The sequence below is a fragment of the Cystobacter fuscus DSM 2262 genome, from assembly GCF_000335475.2.
GTDB classification, from domain to species: domain Bacteria; phylum Myxococcota; class Myxococcia; order Myxococcales; family Myxococcaceae; genus Cystobacter; species Cystobacter fuscus.
The window spans coordinates 127,519-144,400 of the sequence record NZ_ANAH02000074.1 but is presented as its reverse complement, the minus strand read 5'-3'; the positions used below and the strand labels follow the sequence as shown (position 1 = coordinate 144,400).

Genomic DNA, 16,882 nt, shown 5'->3' with positions numbered 1-16,882 from the left:
GGGGTGGCTTCCTTTGGACTGTTGGGGAAAGGGTCAGATCGCCCAGCCGAGTGACGCGGAGAAGGCGATGCCCGGGCGGTAGTTGACGACGGAGATGCCGCCCTGCTGGATGCGCACGGCGGAGTTGAGGAGGTTGGAGCCGGTGAGCTTGAGCTGCGTGCTCGCGCCCAGCTTCTGGCTCACGGTGAGGTCCACGCGGTGGAAGGGCTGCTCGTAGACGTCGGGCAGGCCCTGCACGCCCACCTCGCTGATGCGTGGGCCGTACACGTTGTAGAGCACGGCCACCTCGGTGCCGCTCTCGGGCCGGTCGTAGCCGAGGTTGAGGTTGACGACGTAGGGCGACTGGCCCTGCATCGGCCGGCGGCTGTTCGTCTGGGCGCCCAGCTTGATGGGATCCGTCAGGATGATGTTGGACTGGATGAGCGTGAGGTTGGCCGCGGCGCGGAAGTTGGCGAGCACGGGGGTGATGCGGCCGAGCGATGCGCGCGCCTCCAACTCCAGGCCATAGCTGGAGGCCCCGTCGGCGTTCTCGAAGCCGAGGTCTCCGGCCTGGGGGTTGTTGATGACGCGCTCGATGGGGTCGCGGAACTGCTTGTAGAAGGCGCTGGCGGCCAGCACCTCGTTCTCCCCGAGGAACCACTCCGCGCGGGCATCGACGTTGTGGATGCGCGTCTCGACCAGGTTGGGGTTGCCGGACACGTTGCGGCGGCGAGCGAAGTCGTAGAAGAGGAAGGGCGCGAGCTCGCGGAACGTGGGCCGCGCGAGCGTGTAGCTGTAGCCGGCGCGCAGGTTCACCTCGGGGGTGAGCGCGTAGATGGCGTTGAAGGAGGGCAGCACGTCCAGGTAGTTCGCCTCGCTGCTCACCGTGGGCGTGACGTCGAAGGGGCTGTGCGCGGTGAGCTGCTGCCGCGAGTTCTCCAGGCGCACGCCGCCCACCAGGCGCAGGGGCTCCACCGGCCTGGCCTCCGCCGTCAGGTAGCCGGCGAAGATGCCGAGGTAGGCGTCGTAGGCGTCATCCGGGCGGGTGGTCTCGCGCATGCGGATGCCCGTGCCCAGGATGTCGGGGCCGAAGAGCGTCTCGGGCGGCAGGGAGGCATCCACCGGCTCGTCGGTGAGCTGGTAGCGGAAGCGGCGGTTGGAGAAGTCGCGGAAGGACACCTGGGCGAGGCCGCCCGCCTTGAGGCGCACCGCGGACAGGGGCAGGGTGAGGCTCGCGCTGCCACCGGTGGAGTTCTCGCCCAGGGTGACGTTGAAGCGCTCGCCGCTGTTGGGCTGGTTGGGGAAGGAGTACTTGCCGCTGGGGCTGCCCAGGTCGTCGGCGTAGAGGGTGTCACGCGTGTCCGGCTCGTCCCGGTCCACGCGGCTGAAGTTGGCCTGCCAGTCGATCTCCGCATCGCCCAGTCCATTGAGGCGGTGGAAGCCGCGCACCTGGTTGAAGGAGAGCACGCGCGAGACGAATTGCAGGCGGGTGCCCTCGTAGGTCTCCGAGCGCTCGTTGTTCACGCCGCGCGAGGTGAAGCTGGAGATGTCCGTGCCGCGCGTGTAGAGGCTGAAGAGGGTCAGCTCGTTGTCGCGGTTGAACTGGTAGCCGGCGCTCGCGAGCGCGCTGAGGTTGGCGCCCTCGGTGCCGAGCTGGGTCTGGGCGCCATCGCGCTCCTCGACCTGATCCAGCGTGTTGACGGCGCGGGCGTACTGGGCCAGGCGCACGCCCTCGCGGTGGCCGTAGTTGACGGCCGCCAGGTAGCCCAGGCGCTGGTTGCCGAAGCGCAGCGTGTCACCCACGGACGCGCCCAGGCCCAGGTTGGGCAGCGCGGTGGTCTGGCGCGCGGACCAGACGTTGGAGAAGCTCTTCCAGGTGTCCACCGACGAGCCCAGGCGCTGGTCGCGCGGCACGCCCGCGGGCAACTGGCGCCCGGGGCCCGTGAAGCCCAGCGTCTCCAGGAAGCTGCCCGGCTGGGTGTTGCGCGGGCGGAAGGTGGAGAGGCTGTCGCCGGACAGGGTGAGGCGGGGCTTGAACTCGAACTTGCTCGGGTAGGTGTTGGTCTCGATGAGCAGCGTGCCGCCACCGAAGGTGCCTGGCAGGTCCGCCGTGTAACTCTTCACCACGTTGAGGTTGGCCAGCAGCGTCGTGGGGAACAGGTCCAGCGGCACCGAGGGCTCATCCGGCTCGGGGCTGGGCAGGAGCGCGCCGTTGAGCAGCGTCGTCGCGTAGCGGCCTCCGAGTCCGCGCAGCAGCACGTAGCGGCCCTCCACCACCGTGGCGCTCACCACGCGCTTGACCGCGTCCGAGGCGCTCGAGTCCGGCGTGCGGGCGATCTCCTGCGAGCTGATGGCGTCCGACACCGTGACGGCCTTCTTGCGCTCCTGGAGCAGCGCGCTCTCGGCGCGGCGGTCCGAGCTGGCCTCGACGACGACTTCCTGCACGGCGGCGGCGTCGGCGCTCAACTGCACGTCCAGCCGCGTGGCCTTGCCCGCCTCCACGCGCACGCCCGTGACGCGGCGGCCCTCGTAGACGTCGTAGAAGACGCGCAGGTCATACGTCCCGGGCGGCAGCGCGAGCTGGTAGTTGCCGTCCACGTCGGTGAGCACGCTCTTCTGCGCGCCCGAGACCACCTTCACCGTGGCCTCGATGAGGGTCTCCTTCGTCTGCGCGTCGGTGACCTGGCCGTAGACGCCGGTAAAGCCTTCCGGGGGCGTGGCCGAGGCCTCCCCCATCGACTCGTCCATGGCCTCGTCGGCCACCTGCGCCGCGGGCTCCTCGGCGGCCGGAGGCGGCTCGGCGGGGGCCTCTTCCACGGGAGCGGTCTGGGCGGGCAGGACGTCGGTGGTGGGCGCGGTGACGGGGGCGTCCGCGGGCGGGGGCGTCACGGCCCCCTCGGGAATCGGGGCCTGCGCCAGCACGGGCGAGGCCATCAGGAGCAGCGCCATCAAGGGGGCGCGGAGGATGTCGGGATGGAAAGACAACACGGGTCTCCTCACCGGCGGACTCGCGCAGACAACGCGAGGTCCGTGGCAACCAGAGGAAGGGAAGGTGAAAGGGGAGCGAAGCGGAGTTGAACTTCAGGTCACGGAGCGCTGGGCTCCGCGACGGCGTCCGGGGCGACGGCGACGGTGATGTTGCCGCCGCGCGCGAGGTCCAACACGTCCATGGCGCTGCCGTAGGGCACGTCGTTCTCCGCGTCGAAGAAGACGATCTTGTCCGGACGGGCGTTGAGCATGCGCTGCAGCCGGGTCACGAGCTGGTCGCGCGGCACCTCGTCACGGTTGATGCGCAGCGCGCCACTCTTGGAGAGCGTGAGCACCAGCGGAGGCAGCGCACCCGGAGGAGGCGGCGTCTCGATCTTCTCGTCCGACTTGCCGGGCACGTCCAGGGACATCTGCTTGGTCATCAGCGGGGTGACGACCATGAAGATGATGAGCAGCACGAGCACCACGTCCACCAGGGGCGTCACGTTCATGGCGGGGCGGATGCCGCCCTTGCCACCACCGAGGTCGAAAGCCATGACAGTTGGTCCCTATTTCTTGAGGTCGATGACCTGCAGCGAGATGCCGGGGAAGCCCGCGTCCTGCAGCGTCTTGAAGACGTTGCGCACCTCGGCGTAGCGCACCGCGCGGTCGGCCTTGAGCACCACGCGCGCCTGGGGATCCTTCTCGAACACGCCGCGCAGCTTCTCGACGAGCTGGGCGCGCGGCACTTCGTGCTTGTCGATGAAGAGCGCGCCCTGGGAGGTGAGGCTCACCGTGGTGGGCGTCAGCGAGTTCTCCTCGCCCTTGTCCACGTTGGCCGCCGCGGGCAGATCCACCGCCGCGCCGGCCTCGAGCTGGGGAGTGACGACCATGAAGATGATGAGGAGGACGAGCACCACGTCCACCAGGGGCGTCACGTTCATCTCGGGCACGAGCCCGGCGCCCTTACGCCGGGCGGACATCGTGACCCTCCCGGCGAGCCGCGCGCTCCACGTCCAGGGCCACGGCGCCCTCACCGCGAGCGACGGGAGCGCCGCCCGTGGGGTGCAGGTCCTCCAGGTGGTCCATGAACTCGCGGCGCGCCAGGTCCAGCGACAGCACGAGCGCGTCGGCGCGGGTGGACAGCAGGTTGAACATCAACACCGCGGGGATGGCCACCAGCAGGCCGAGCGCCGTGACGACGAGCGCCTCGGAGATGCCCGCGGACACCGCGCCCAGGCCACCGGAGCCCGTCTTGGCGATGCCGGCGAAGGACTCGATGATGCCCACCACCGTGCCGAGCAGTCCGACGAACGGGGCCACCGAGCCCACCGACGCGAGCACGCTCATGCCGCGGCGCACGTCCGCGCCCACGCGCTCGTAGATGCGCTCCAGCTCGCGCCGGGTGAGCTCCACCGCGCCGAGGTTGCCCTGGGGCGCGTCCTTGCGCACCAGATACGTCTTCACCCCGCCACCCAGGAGCTTCGCCAGGCTGCTCGAACGTGCCTTCGAGGCCTCGACGACGAACGCCTCGTGCTGCTGCGCCTCGAGCATCCGTCCACCCTTGGCGATGAACTTGCGGTCCGCGCTCTTGGTGCGGAAGAGGAAGAAGAGCCGCTCGAAGAACACGATGAGCGAGGCCAGCGCGAACGCGACGAGCGTGTAGGCGATGCACCGGGCGAACAGGCCCATGTGGTGGTAGATGTCGATCAGATTGAAGTTCATCTCGGGGGCTCCGGCGTGGAAACGGCGGGTACTGGGACCGCGGGCGCTGCGGGCGCTACTTGAGACGGAAGGGAATCTTCACGATGCGGAACACGGCGGTGGGCTGGCCGGCGACGAGCGCGGGCGAGTAGCGCCACGACTTCACCGCGGCGACGGCGGCGCCCACGAAGGGCTCCTCTCCGCGCATCACCTTGACGGCGCTCACCCGGCCGTCCTCCTCGACGACGATCTTCAGGATGACCAGTCCCTCCTGTCCCTTGGCGCGCATGTCGGCGGGGAACTCGGGGGCGACGTTGGAGTCCAGCTCGCGCGGAGGCGTGGCGGACTCGGGCAGGTTGATGGGAGCGGGGCGGCGCGCGCCACCGGAGCCGGCCACTCCCGCGCTGTCCATGCCCGTGACGATGGCTCCGGCGACGAGCGAGCCCGTGCCGCCCACGGCGATGGGCGCGGCGGCCACGGCGTTGGCGGCGTCGGCCTCGGGAGGCTTCTCCTCGGGAATCTCCTTGGGGGCGAGCATCGCGGCGGGCGCGGCGACGGTCGGCGGAGGAGGCGGGGGCTTGGCCTTGGGCTTGGGCGGAGGAGGAGGGGGCGGCGGAGGCGGCTTCACCTCGACCACCACCGGGGGAGGCGGCGGGGGACGGAACACCACGTCCACGCGCTTCTCCTTGAGGACTTCCTTGACCTGGGAGCCCACCGTCACCGCGGCGACGCCGAGCAGGGCACACACGCCCAGGGAAGTCACGGTGGAGAGCGCGAACCGGCGGGCGGACTGCACATCGGTGGCGCTATCGAAGGTCTCGAACATGTCGAGCGTCGTATAGCGAGGGCATGTTTCGGTCCCGTACCCACCCGGTGACATTTCGTGGCTGGGTGCGTGACGGAAGGGTCACGAGGGGCTCGAGACGACTTCTGGCGTCTTGTCGCCAATCGCGCCTCCCGGCAGCCAGCCGGACGGGCGCCTCCACCGGGGGGCGCGTTCTTGGTTCCCCGGAGCGAACCGTGCGAGTCTTGCGCCTACCATGTCGGCCGCGGCGCTCCACCAGCAGGATGAAGAGCAGGGGAGGATCGGTCCCTATTGCCTTCTGGGCAGGCTGAGCGCGGGAGGCATGGGCGTGGTGTATCGTGCCCGTCACGAGGAGACCGGCGAGCTGGTGGCGCTCAAGACGGTGCGCGTGCCCGAGGTGGCCATGCTCCGGGGCATCCGCCGGGAGATCCACGCGCTGCGCCGCATCCAGCACCCGGGCGTGGTGCGCGTGCTCGCCGAGGGCGTGCAGGACGGGCTGCCCTGGTACGCCATGGAGCTGCTGGAGGGCATGACCCTGCGCCGCTTCATCGACGTGCTGTGGCGGCGCGATGCGCGCATCACCCAGGAGGTCATCACCCAGGCCGTCTCCGCCCCCACGCCCCTGACGCCCGGGGAGGGACGGATGGTGTTCCAGGCCTACGGGCCACCTCCGGAGGAGCAGCGGCGGCCCGCCGCCCTGGGGCGTCTGGACGAGGTGCTCCTGCTGGTGCGCCGCCTGTGCTCCTCGCTCGCCTTCCTTCATGGCGAGGGGCTCGTGCACCGGGATCTCAAGCCGGACAACATCGTCATCCGTCCGGACGGCACGCCGGTGCTGGTGGACTTCGGCCTGGCCTCCAACTTCGGTGGGCCGCTCAGCCGCGAGTCGCTCGATGTGTCCGGCACCATGGAGGGCTCGTACGTCTACATGTCGCCCGAGCAGATCAAGGGCGGGCTGGTGGACGCGCGGGCGGATCTCTATTCACTCGGCTGCATCCTGTATGAGCTGGTGGTGGGCCAGCCGCCCTTCTCCGGCCTGGGCTGGGAGGTGTTGCGGCGGCACCTGAAGGAGGCGCCCCACGCGCTCTCGCGCTGGGTGCACGGGGTGCCGCCGGAGCTGGATGCGCTGGTGTCGCGCATGCTGGTGAAGGTGCCGCGCGAGCGCCTCGGCTACGTGGCGGACGTGGGCGCGGTGCTCACCGGGTTGTGCTCCGGGGCGCTGACCGAGGACGCCGCGTCGGCCCCGAGGCCCTACCTGTACCGGCCGGAGTTCGTGGGCCGTCTCGGGCTGCTCGAGGAGCTGGAGGCCCGGCTGGAGCGGGTCCGGGAGCAGACGGGCGGGTGTCTGTTCATCGGTGGGGAGAGTGGCGCGGGCAAGACGCGGCTGGTGATGGAGTGCGCGGTGCTCGCCAGCCGGCGCGCCTTCCGGGTCGTCACCGGCGGCTGTCTTCCGCTGTCGGGTGGAGCGGGGGGCGAGTCGCGCCATGGCGAGCCGCTGCATGCCTTCAAGCCGGTGCTCCAGGCCATCGCCGACGAGTGCCGGCACCGGGGGCTGCACGAGACGGAGCACCTGCTGGGCGAGCGGGGCAAGGTGCTCGCCCTCTATGAGCCCTCGCTGGCGGAGCTGCCCGGACAGGACGCGTGGGCCGAGCCCCCGCGGCTGCCGCCCCAGGCCGCGCGCGAGCGCCTCATGCGCTGCCTCGCCGAGACGCTCGCCGCCTTCTGCGCGAAGGAGCCCGTGCTGCTGGTGATGGACGACCTGCAGTGGGCCGATGAGCTGTCGCTGGGCGCGCTGGACTTCCTGCGCGAGGGCTTCCTGCGGGGGGCGTCCCTGTTGGTGATGGGCACCTACCGCACCGAGGAGCTGGGCACGGCGCTGCGCGGGTTGATCGAGTCGCCGGGGGTGGAGCACCGGGTGCTGGGCCAGTTCGACGCCCCGGTGGTGGCGTGCATGGTGGAGGACATGCTGTCGATGGCCTCGCCTCCGGCCTCCTTCGTCAACTTCCTCACCACGCGCTCGGCGGGCAATCCCTTCTTCGTGGCGGAGTACCTGCGCACGGCGATCGACGAGCGGCTGCTGTACCGCGATTCCCTGGGCCAGTGGCAGGTGGCCGCCCGGGACGACGCGCTGGCGCGGCTGCACGAGGCGCTGCCCCTGCCGGGCTCGCTGCACGACCTGGTGTGCCGGCGTCTGGACGGCCTGGGCACCGAGGCGCGCCGGCTGTTGGAGGTGGCGGCGGTGCTCGGCCGCGAGCTGGACTCGGACATCCTGGCGGCGGCGGCCGGACTGGAGGACCTGCAGGAACTGGAGGCGCTGGAGGAGTTGCGCGCGCGGCACGTGGTGGAGGACGCGGGCAACGGACGGCTGCGCTTCGTGCACGACAAGCTGCGCGAGTTCGCCTACGAGGGCATCTCGCCCGAGCGGGGGCGCGCGCTGCACCGCGCGGCGGCGCTCGCGCTGGAGGCGCAGGACGTGTGGGGCGGGGTGTCGCCGGCGCTCTACCCCGTGCTGGCGCACCACTGGGAGCAGGCCCAGGACGACGTGTGGACGTTCGAGTACCTGGAGAAGGCGGCGCGGCACGCGCTCGCGGCGGGCTCGAACGTGGAGGCGTGTGGCTACCTGAACCGGGCGCTGGAGCTGGAAGTGCGGCGTGGGCGGGACCGGGGCGTGCGCCTGGACGCGGCGCGGCGCGCGCGCTGGGAGCGGCTGCTGGCCGAGGCCCTGCACGGCCTGTCCGACTTCGATGGCTGCATCGTCCACTGCGAGCGCTCGCTGGCGGAGCTGGGCGAGCCCCTGCCGACCACGGAAAAGGGGTGGGGGCGCTTCCTGTTGGCGCAGGCGGCGCGGCAGGTGCTGCACCTGCTGATGCCCCAGCGCTGGCGGCGGGTGGCGGACCGGCAGGCGCGCGAGCGGATGGGGGACGCGGCGCTCTCCGCGCTGCGGCTGGCCGAGTGCTACTACTGGCGCTACGACTCGTTCCGGATGATGGCCACGGCGCTCTTGTCCACCAACCTGGCCGAGCGCGCGGGGCGGGACGAGAAGGTGCTGCGGTTGTACGGGCAGCTCGGCTCCATCGCGGGCTTCGTGCGGCTGGATGCGCTGGCGCGCTCGTACTTCCGCCGGGCGCAGCAGGAGGACCGGGCGCTGGATGATCCGAGCGCCATGGCCTTCGGCCTCATCTCCGAGTCGATGTTCCACGCGAGCTTCGCGCGCTGGCCGCGTGCCGCGCTCAAGGCGAGCGAGGCGCAGGGGACGCTGTTGCTGCTGGGCAACCAGGGTGAGTTCGAGCTGACGGAGGTGCTGCTCGGGCACGTGGACTTCTTCACGGGACACTTCGAGCAGGCCCTGGAGCGCTTCGCGCGCCTGCGCGAGACGGCGCGCAAGCGGGGGCATTTCCAGCACATGGTGTGGAGCATGTACACCATGGCGCGCAGCCTGCTCGTGCTGGACCGTGGGGACGAGGCGCGGGTGCTGTTGCGCGACTCGGCGGGGCTGCTCGAGGGCAAGCATGATCCGCTCTCGCACATCATCACCCGGGGGCTGCTGGCGGTGTCCGCGTTGGAGCGGGGCGAGTGGGAGGTGGCGCGGGACGAGGCGGATCGGGTGATGGCGCTCGCGCGGCGCTATCCGCCGATGCTCTTCACCGAGGGCCATGGCTACGAGGGCGCGGCGCGCACGTACCTGACGTTGTGGGAGCGCGAGCGGGTGCCGGGCCAGCCCGCCCCGGCGGTGGCGGAGGAGGCGCGGGCGGCGTGCGAGCGGCTGTCGTTGTTCTCGAACCGCTTCCCCCTGGCGCGGCCCATGGCGCTGCGGTGCGAGGGGCGGATGCACTGGCTGGCGGGCCGCGCGTGGCGGGCGCGCTGGGCGTTGAAGCGCAGCGCACGGCGGGCGCGGGAGCTGGGCATGCCCCTGGACGAGGCGCTTGGCTGGCTGGAGCTGGGCCGTGTGCTGGAGCCGGGCTCGCCGGAGCGCGGGAGCTGTCTGCGTCAGGCGCGGGAGGGCTTCACGGCACTGGGGTGCGCGGGGCTCGCGCGTCAGGCCGAGGCCCTGCTCTCGCGCGAGCCGTCCGCGGCGTGAGCGTCTAGAGTCCGGCCCACAGGTGGGTGTGCACCTGGAGGGCGCCGTCCTGCTCGCGCAGCAGCGCGACGAAGCGCCCGCGTTGCAGGGCCCGCACGAGCGGCTCGGGGGGCGGGAATCCCGGGGGGAGGGACCACTCGGGAGGCCGGAGCTCGCCCCGGGGGAGGGTGCGCCCGTGCTTGAGGGCGTTGATTTCGTCGCCGGCGATGGCGCGGGAGGGGTACCAGGGCAGGAGCGCCGGGCCGTGCAGGGCGACGCGGCCGTTCGGGCCGGGATCCTCCCAAGGGCCGATGGCGGTACGGCGCAGCCGGGACAGGTGCGCGCCACACCCGAGCGCCCGGCCGAGGTCGCGCGCCAGCGCCCGCACGTAGTAGCCCCCGCGGCAGGTGATGCGCAGGTGGCTGCGGTGGGGCAGCTCATGCGCGAGCCAGCGCGCCTCGTGCAGGTAGACGCGCGAGGGGGGGAGCTCCACGGCCTCGCCCCGGTGGGCCTTCTTGTAGGCGGGCTCGCCGTCCACCTTCTTGGCGCTGGTGGCGGGCGGCACCTGGTCGGTCCACCCGAGGAAGGGAGCGAGCGCGGCGTCCAGGGTGGCGGGGGTGAGGTGGGCGGTGGAGCCGAGCGGGGTGGGCTGGCCGAGCCCGTCCCCGGTGTCCGTCTCCACGCCCCAGACGACTTCGGCCTCGTACGTCTTGGGCAGGGCGTGCAGTCCGTCCATGAGGTGGGTGGCGGGGCCGGCGAGCAGCAGCAGGAGCCCCTCGGCGAACGGGTCCAACGTGCCCCCGTGGCACACGGGGAGCTGTTTGCGCGTGAGGCCCGCGGCCTCCACCTCCTCCATGAAGGCCCGCACGAGGGAAAAACTGGTGACGCCCACCGGTTTATGGGCCAGATAGATGCCGGGCTTCATGGGGTGGGGGGCTCCTCGGAGGGACGTAAGGGGCGGGGTGCCAACCTCCTACCCGTCCGGCCCCCCCGCTGTCATTCAGTCAACCCCGCGAGAGAATTGTTTCCGGATGGGACTGGATGGCCTACAATCCGATGGCGAGCTGTAGTGATGCGATCTTGCTGGGGCGTCGTCTAATGGCAGGACGTCAGACTTTGAATCTGATTATCAAGGTTCGAATCCTTGCGCCCCAGTCACCCTTGTTCCCAATCCGGGTGGCGCAGCGCGCCGCGCTCCCCTGAGCCTCAAGGACGGTGAGCAGATGGCGATGCCGCAGAAGGCCCTCCTGCTGGTGCCAGTGGGCAATCCGCCACCGGTACTCCTGCGGGACTTGGAGGAGCCCCTCGCGCTGCAACTGGGTCTGCGGGTCGTCGTGGGCAAGACGGCCCTGTCCACGCCCACCTACGCCTTCAACAAGGACCGGGCGCAGTACCACTGCAACGCCATCATGCGGCGGCTGGTGACGTTGATGGAGCCGGGCCACGCCATGGTGATGGGCGTGACGGACGTGGACCTGTTCGTACCGGACTCGCCCTTCGTGCTGGGGGAGGCGGACCGGGAATCCAAGAGCGCGGTGTTGAGCGTGTCGCGGCTGCGCCAGGGCGTGGAGGGCGAGCAGCTCAAGCGCCGCGTGCAGGTGGAGGCCATCCACCTGGCGGGGCACCTGTTGGGCCTGTCCTACTGCGAGGACGCGCGGTGCGTGATGTTCTTCGCCCAGACGCCCCAGGACTGCGACCGCAAGCACATGTCGCCCTGCAACAACTGCCGCAACGAGTTCAATAAGCTCTCCCGCTGACCCGCGTCGCGCCCGTCCGGGTCGTCCGTGATTGAATGCGCGGCGCGCGGGGGGCGTCCCTCGCGCGCGCGAGCGTTCCCGGGCATCCCGTGGAGCGCCGCGCCTCGGGCCGGACGACACGGGAGCATGGCGAATGAAGGCGTTGGTACGGATTCTTGGACTGGCCGCGGTGGCCGGGCTGGCGGCGGCGTGCGAGCCGCTGGATATCGATTGGGGTGACGGCGGTGGTGGTGGTGGCGGCGGCGGAGCCTTCAGCAGTGGCTTCGTCTTCGTGCGCAACGGCACGGATGGCCGCAACGTGTACGCGGTGGATGAGGACGGCAACGCCAACCTGCCGCTGCGGCTGACCACCGAGGGCGGGGCGTACGAGCCCACCGTGTCGCGCAGCGGCCTGCTCGTGGCGTTCGTGTACCGCTCGAACTCGGGCTGGGAGATTCGCACGGTGCCCACCACGGGCACGGGCCGGGCCTCCACGGTCGTCTCCAGCACGAGCACCTCTTGCCCGAGGTGCTCCAACTTCCGCTACCCCACGATCAGCCCCACCGGGGAGACGATCGTCTTCACCCTGACGAGTAACAACACCCCCGCGCTGGCGCGGGTGAACATCGACGGCACGGGCTTCCGGATCCTCGTGACGGGCAACTACGCCAGCTACGGCGCGGCGTCCTTCTACCCGAATGGAAGCAGCGTGCTCATGGCGGCGGGTTACGGCGCCGGCCAGTTGAACACGCTGCTCAACGTGAACGTGACGACGGGCGCCTCCAACGTCATCACCAGCAGCCTGGGGAACACGGGCGCGGTGTCGGTGGTGTCGCGCGCCGTGGTGTCCCCGGATGGCACGCGCGTGGCCTTCGATGGGCAGACGAACAACGGCTCGCAGATCTTCGTGGGCCAGCTGGGCAGCCAGAACCTCTCCAGCGTGACGCAGCTCACCCGGCACACCGGGGAGAGCTTCGTGATGGACACCTGGCCGAGCTGGCGCGGCAACACCGAGGTGACGTTCCTGTCCAACTCGGGCGGCAACGACAACATCTACCGCATCAGCACCGCCACCACCGGCGCGGGCACCCTCCTGGTGCCGGGCGCGCTCGAGCCCTCCTACGGCGGCACGTAGTCCCCCGGACACACGAAGGCCCGGGGACCCACGACTTCGGGTCTCCCGGGCCTTCTCTCACGGGTCGGCCGGGCCGAGTGGCCCGGCCCCTCGCTTCACTCCGGCTTGGCGCTCACCGCGCTGCCCGGGGCCACGGTGCCCGCGCCCTTGCGGACCTCCATGGCGTCGGCGACCAGCTCGGTGATGTCCTTCACCTTGATGTTCTGCTCGCGGCCCGTGTCGTTCACCGCGTCGTTGAGCATCGTCGAGCAGAAGGGGCAGGCCACCGCCACCACGCCCTTGCCACCCGGCTCCTTGTAGTCGCCCACCATGCCCGGCTTCTTCTTGTCCGTGGCGTCCGGGTACGGGGTGCTCGGGTCCTCGGCGTGCTTGAGCGTGAGGGCCACCTCGTTGACGCGGTTGTGGTTGATGCGCGTGCCGATGTGCTCCTCCATCCACATGCGCCCGCCACCCGCGCCGCAGCAGAAGCCCTCGCGCTTGCTGCGCTGCATCTCCACCACCTCCAGGCCCGGAATGGCGTTGAGCACCTCGCGCGGCGCGTCGTACACGCCGTTGTGCCGGCCCAGGTAGCAGGGGTCGTGGTAGGTGAGCTTCTGGTTCATCACCTGGGAGAGCTTGATGCGCTTCTCCTTGAGCAGCTGGTTGATGAGCTGCGTGTGGTTGATGACCTGGTACTCGCCGCCGAACTCCGGGTACTCGTTCTTGATGGTGTTGAAGCAGTGCGGGCACTGGGTGATGACCGCCTTGACGCCCATGGCGTTCCACGTCTCCACGTTCGTCTTGGCCAGCGTCTGGTACAGGTACTCGTTGCCCATGCGGCGCGCCGAGTCCCCGTTGCACATCTCCTGCTTGCTCAGCGTGGCGAAGCTCACCCCCGCCTCGCGCAGGATCTTCACCAGCGCCCGGCTCACCTTCTTCTGCTTGTCGTCGTAGCTGCCCGCGCACCCCACGAAGAAGAGGTACTCGTAGGGGCCGCCGCCATCACCCCACGTGGGCAGGGCGAGGTCCTCCGCCCACTCGTCGCGCCGGTCCTGGCCCAGGCCCCAGGGGTTGCCCTGGCGCTCCATGCCCTCGAACACGCGCTGGATTTCCGGCGGGAACTCCGCCTTCACCTGCACCTGGTAGCGGCGCATGTCGATGAGCCGCGGCACGTTCTCGATGAACACCGGGCACGCCGTCTCGCACCAGCCGCAGCTCGTGCACGCCCACACCGTCTCCGCCTTCAGCGCGCTGCCGATCATCTCCGGCAGCGGCTCGGTGGTGCCCGACGGGCCCCGGCCCTCCTCCACCCACATCTGGTGGTCCCACACCCAGTGCTTCAGGTCCTGGTTCACGCCCTTGTGCGTGAGGGGCTTGCCGGTGATGTACGTGGGGCAGTGCGTCTGGCAGCGGCCGCACTCGGTGCACGAGTACAGATCCAAGCCCTGCTTCCACGTGAGGTCCTTGATCGTCGCGGCGCCGAACTCCTCCTTCTCCAGGTTGGGCGTGGTGAGCTTGGCGCTCTGGGTGGTGCGCGGATCATCCTTGGGCGCCAGGCGCTGGAAGAAGACGTTGGGCAGGCCGGTGATGACGTGGAAGTGCTTGCCCACGGGCAGGAAGTTGAGGAACGCGAGGATGATGGCCAGGTGGATCCAGAAGCCCGCCACACCCAGCACGTGGGCCACCGGGTAGCCCATGGGGCGCATCACCATGCCGAACACGCTCGTGACGGGCTCCCACCACACGAAGTTGCCCGTGGCCAGCGGCATCGTCTGCTCGCGCGGCACCATGTGGCTGCCACCGAAGAGGAACTCCGTCACCATCAGGCCGGAGATGAAGCCGAGGATGAGGAACGCCTCCCACGAGGGGCTGAGCCGGTCCGGCTTCACGCTGCCGCGCAGCCACACGAAGTAGGCCGAGCCGAGCAGCGCCAGCGCCGCCACCCCGTCCTTGGTGAGCAGGTAGAGCTTGTAGACGAGCAAGAGGCCCGGCTGCTCGGCCCAGAAGGGCGCTTGCAGGTTCGTGAGCACCTCGAGCGCCGTCTCGGAGAAGCCCATCACGAACATCATGATGGTGCGCAGCGCCAGCACCATGAACGCCGCGAAGATGAACACGTGCATGAGACCCGCGGTGCGCTCCTCCGGGTCCACCATGCGCTTCTGTCCGAGGCCGAATTTCAGGAGCGCGATCGCGCGCTGGGGAAGGCGATCCAACCGGTTCTCCGGCTTCATCGCCAGCAGGGCGCCAATGCGCCCGGCCATGGTCATGACGAAGACGGAGACTCCGACGGTGAGCAGCAGGCCTGTGATGATGGGACTCATGGCGGTTCGGTGAACCTCGTGGATTCGCTCGGGAAGGAGGTCCGGATGCCGCGTTGCGGCACCATGGGAAAAACCCACCCTAACAAGGTTGATTCCCGAATCAAGCACCTGTCCGGGACGGGGCCGTGGTGATTTCACTCCCGGGGCGCTTCTCCCATCACTCTGATTCCGGAGCGTTGGACGCCCAACGTCCCCCCTCCCCACGGGTCGCCTCCTTGTTCCCCGAGCGCCCAGAAAAGCGCTCTCTCTGTTCGTTGCCAGGATTTCCCCTGATTGATTGCGTGCCCAAGGGCTTTACAACGCGGAGCGTAATGTCCACCCTGGTAAGTAAATCGGTCAATGGCTGGGAAGGGGCTCCACATGGAGTGGGCCCTGGATGACCGGTGGAGCCGGGCGGACACCCCGAGGAGGAGCCATGGTGCACGACGATCGGACGTACCTGGACGACGAGGGCCTGGAGTACGTGACGCTGGGAGGCGGAGAAGAGGAACTGGATCCCACGGGCCGGGTCCAGGTGGGACCGTCGGGCCACCTGTGGGGTGCCGACGAGAGCTACGGCGGCTACGACGCCGAGTAGTGCCGCGCCCCCCACGTCGCGCGCTGACGTGGGGGCGGTTGCATCCGGTCGGACCCTGGTCCGGCTCCGGTCAGACGAAGTGGCCCGGGTGGGCCGTGAGGGTTCCAGGCCCATGACTTCTGGAGCCGCATGAAGCCCCCGCCGCTTCTCTGGCCTCTCCCGAAAGTCTTCGTTCTCCTCGCGCGGTGAGGGCCCGGCGCGACTCCCGGACGGTTTCCCCATGCGGGGTGAGGTAGGTGATACTGGGAGGCTCTGAGGGCGGTGGCCCGCGAGGCGCCCGGGGGTGCCGCGTACGGAGGAAGACGCGATGAAGCTGACGGCCTGGGCGGTCGAGCGCGACGGGGGGAAGGGTCGGGACGTTCACCTGCTCGTGACCGTGGAGGCCGAGGCGGATGCTCCCCGCGCTCCCGTGGCGGTGAACCTGGTGCTCGACCGGAGTGCTTCCATGCGGGGCGCGCCCATGGCCGCCGCGGTGGAGGCCGCGCTGCTGCTCGTCGAGCGCGCCGGTCCCAAGGACTACCTGGGCCTGCTCGCCTTCGATGGCGTGCCCGAGCAGCTCGCGCCCCTGCGCATCATGGACTCGGAGGCGCGCGCCCAGCTCGTCGAGCGCCTGTCGGCGCTCAAGACGGGGCAGGGCACCGCGCTGCACGAGGCGGTGGACTCCGGCGCCGCCGCCATCCGCCGGCTGTTCGTCCCGGGCGCGCGGCCGAAGATGCTGGTGCTCACCGATGGAGAGCCCTCGGTGGGCCCGCGCGCCCTCGCCGAGTTCCGCACGCTGGGCGCCACGGTGGCCGAGTCCGGCATCTCCCTGCACGCGCTGGGACTCGGGCGGCACTACCTGCCGGAAATCCTGGAGGCGCTCACCGGCCCCTCGGGCACGGGCTTCACCCACGTGGACGACGCGGAGGGGCTGCCCCTGGCCACCGCGGCCCTGGTGGCCGAGCTCTTCGGCGAGGTGGGCACCTATGGCCGCATCTTCGTGCGCCCCACGGGCTTCTCCGAGCTGCTCTGCCGCCACCGCTACCCGGCGCGCTCGGAAGTGGATGCGCTGAGCGTGGGGCTGGGCTCGCTGTCGCATGCCTTCGCGCGCCGGGCCCTGTTCACCGGACGACTGGAGTCGGCCGACTGGTCGCTCGGCGTGACGACCACGTGGATGGAGAACGGGGACACGCGCCGCGTCACCGTGCCCGTGCAGCGCGCCCTGCCGGACAGCCCCGAGGGCCGGCTCATCCGCGCGGTGGGCGTGGAACTGGACCTGGTGGCGGCCGAGTCCGCCTCGTGGAAGGCGCTCTTGCGGCGCAATCCCCCCGCCGCCGAGCAGGCCCTGGTGACGGCCGAATCCGCCCTGCGTGAACTCTTCGAGCTGGGCGTGGACGAGGTGCCCCCCAGGCGGCACGAGGAGCGGCTGGTGGACCTGCGGCGGGCGGTGGAGCGCAAGGGCGCCGAGCTGCCAGCGTTGCTCGTGCGCCGCGCCCGGGCCGAGGACGCGCGCACGGGATTGAGTATCGTGCAGCACCTTCCCGCCCCCAGCAAGGCGGGACGCTGAGGGGCCTGCCCACCGCCACCGGGAATGCCCGTCCGCTCGAAGAGTTGATGGGCGCCACTTCGCCGAAGGGAAGGATGGC

At 70.4% G+C, this 16,882-nt stretch carries 12 protein-coding genes and 1 tRNA gene; 6 read left to right on the top strand and 7 right to left on the bottom strand.

Annotation, left to right across the window (positions count from 1 at the left end; all coding sequences use genetic code 11):
* Positions 1–33: 33 nt before the first annotated feature.
* The 5 genes from D187_RS48580 to D187_RS48560 form a co-directional block, all read right to left on the bottom strand.
* A complete protein-coding gene (locus tag D187_RS48580) occupies positions 34–2,967 on the bottom strand; it encodes a TonB-dependent receptor (RefSeq protein ID WP_002627744.1) in 2,934 nt (977 codons plus the stop codon).
* A 98-nt stretch (positions 2,968–3,065) separates the two neighbouring features.
* Positions 3,066–3,503 carry an ExbD/TolR family protein gene (locus D187_RS48575; protein ID WP_002627743.1) on the bottom strand — a complete coding sequence of 146 codons (438 nt, stop codon included), beginning with the start codon at positions 3,501–3,503 and terminating at the stop codon, positions 3,066–3,068.
* Positions 3,504–3,515: 12 nt separating this feature from the next.
* Positions 3,516–3,929, bottom strand: coding sequence for an ExbD/TolR family protein (locus tag D187_RS48570; RefSeq protein ID WP_002627742.1), 414 nt, complete (start codon positions 3,927–3,929; stop codon positions 3,516–3,518).
* A complete protein-coding gene (locus D187_RS48565) occupies positions 3,913–4,671 on the bottom strand; it encodes a MotA/TolQ/ExbB proton channel family protein (protein ID WP_002627741.1) in 759 nt (252 codons plus the stop codon). Before D187_RS48565 ends, D187_RS48570 begins: the two co-directional genes overlap by 17 nt.
* A gap of 55 nt (positions 4,672–4,726) precedes the next feature.
* The gene (locus D187_RS48560) at positions 4,727–5,476 is read right to left on the bottom strand and encodes an energy transducer TonB (RefSeq protein WP_002627740.1); all 750 of its coding nucleotides are present in this window, start codon (positions 5,474–5,476) and stop codon (positions 4,727–4,729) included.
* Positions 5,477–5,690: 214 nt separating this feature from the next.
* On the opposite strand from D187_RS48560, the gene D187_RS59060 reads away from it, so the two are divergent.
* On the top strand, positions 5,691–9,530 hold the full coding sequence (locus D187_RS59060; RefSeq protein WP_002627739.1) for a serine/threonine-protein kinase: 3,840 nt from the start codon (positions 5,691–5,693) through the stop codon (positions 9,528–9,530).
* Positions 9,531–9,534: 4 nt separating this feature from the next.
* Here D187_RS59060 and truB read toward each other — a convergent pair whose 3' ends face one another.
* Positions 9,535–10,434 (bottom strand): tRNA pseudouridine(55) synthase TruB, encoded by a 900-nt coding sequence (gene truB, locus D187_RS48550; protein WP_002627738.1) that lies wholly within the window; start codon positions 10,432–10,434, stop codon positions 9,535–9,537.
* A gap of 159 nt (positions 10,435–10,593) precedes the next feature.
* On the opposite strand from truB, the gene D187_RS48545 reads away from it, so the two are divergent.
* From D187_RS48545 to D187_RS48535, 3 genes are all read left to right on the top strand, one after another.
* Positions 10,594–10,664, top strand: a tRNA-Gln gene (locus tag D187_RS48545).
* Positions 10,665–10,738: 74 nt separating this feature from the next.
* Positions 10,739–11,266 carry a non-proteolytic archaemetzincin-like protein gene (locus tag D187_RS48540; protein ID WP_043435817.1) on the top strand — a complete coding sequence of 176 codons (528 nt, stop codon included), beginning with the start codon at positions 10,739–10,741 and terminating at the stop codon, positions 11,264–11,266.
* A gap of 133 nt (positions 11,267–11,399) precedes the next feature.
* Positions 11,400–12,380, top strand: coding sequence for a TolB family protein (locus D187_RS48535; protein WP_002627736.1), 981 nt, complete (start codon positions 11,400–11,402; stop codon positions 12,378–12,380).
* Between the two features lie 95 nt (positions 12,381–12,475).
* Here the strand turns inward: D187_RS48535 and D187_RS48530 are convergent, their stop codons facing one another.
* Positions 12,476–14,680, bottom strand: a complete 2,205-nt coding sequence (locus tag D187_RS48530; protein ID WP_002627735.1) for a (Fe-S)-binding protein — start codon at positions 14,678–14,680, stop codon at positions 12,476–12,478.
* 415 nt (positions 14,681–15,095) lie between these two features.
* Here D187_RS48530 and D187_RS56915 point away from each other — a divergent pair, with 415 nt between their 5' ends.
* Complete coding sequence (locus D187_RS56915; RefSeq protein WP_002627733.1) at positions 15,096–15,257, top strand: hypothetical protein; 162 nt, start codon at positions 15,096–15,098, stop codon at positions 15,255–15,257.
* A 307-nt stretch (positions 15,258–15,564) separates the two neighbouring features.
* A complete protein-coding gene (locus D187_RS48525; protein WP_043435750.1) occupies positions 15,565–16,803 on the top strand; it encodes a vWA domain-containing protein in 1,239 nt (412 codons plus the stop codon).
* The last annotated feature ends 79 nt before the right edge of the window (positions 16,804–16,882 follow it).

Coding starts and splice junctions, on each gene's coding strand:
- D187_RS48525 (WP_043435750.1), top strand. CDS start 15,565: ATGAAGCTGACGGCCTGGGCGGTCGAGCGCGACGGGGGGAAGGGTCGG.
- D187_RS48530 (WP_002627735.1), bottom strand. CDS start 14,680: ATGAGTCCCATCATCACAGGCCTGCTGCTCACCGTCGGAGTCTCCGTC.
- truB (WP_002627738.1), bottom strand. CDS start 10,434: ATGAAGCCCGGCATCTATCTGGCCCATAAACCGGTGGGCGTCACCAGT.
- D187_RS48560 (WP_002627740.1), bottom strand. CDS start 5,476: ATGTTCGAGACCTTCGATAGCGCCACCGATGTGCAGTCCGCCCGCCGG.
- D187_RS48565 (WP_002627741.1), bottom strand. CDS start 4,671: ATGAACTTCAATCTGATCGACATCTACCACCACATGGGCCTGTTCGCC.
- D187_RS56915 (WP_002627733.1), top strand. CDS start 15,096: ATGGTGCACGACGATCGGACGTACCTGGACGACGAGGGCCTGGAGTAC.
- D187_RS48575 (WP_002627743.1), bottom strand. CDS start 3,503: ATGGCTTTCGACCTCGGTGGTGGCAAGGGCGGCATCCGCCCCGCCATG.
- D187_RS59060 (WP_002627739.1), top strand. CDS start 5,691: ATGTCGGCCGCGGCGCTCCACCAGCAGGATGAAGAGCAGGGGAGGATC.
- D187_RS48535 (WP_002627736.1), top strand. CDS start 11,400: ATGAAGGCGTTGGTACGGATTCTTGGACTGGCCGCGGTGGCCGGGCTG.
- D187_RS48540 (WP_043435817.1), top strand. CDS start 10,739: ATGCCGCAGAAGGCCCTCCTGCTGGTGCCAGTGGGCAATCCGCCACCG.
- D187_RS48570 (WP_002627742.1), bottom strand. CDS start 3,929: ATGTCCGCCCGGCGTAAGGGCGCCGGGCTCGTGCCCGAGATGAACGTG.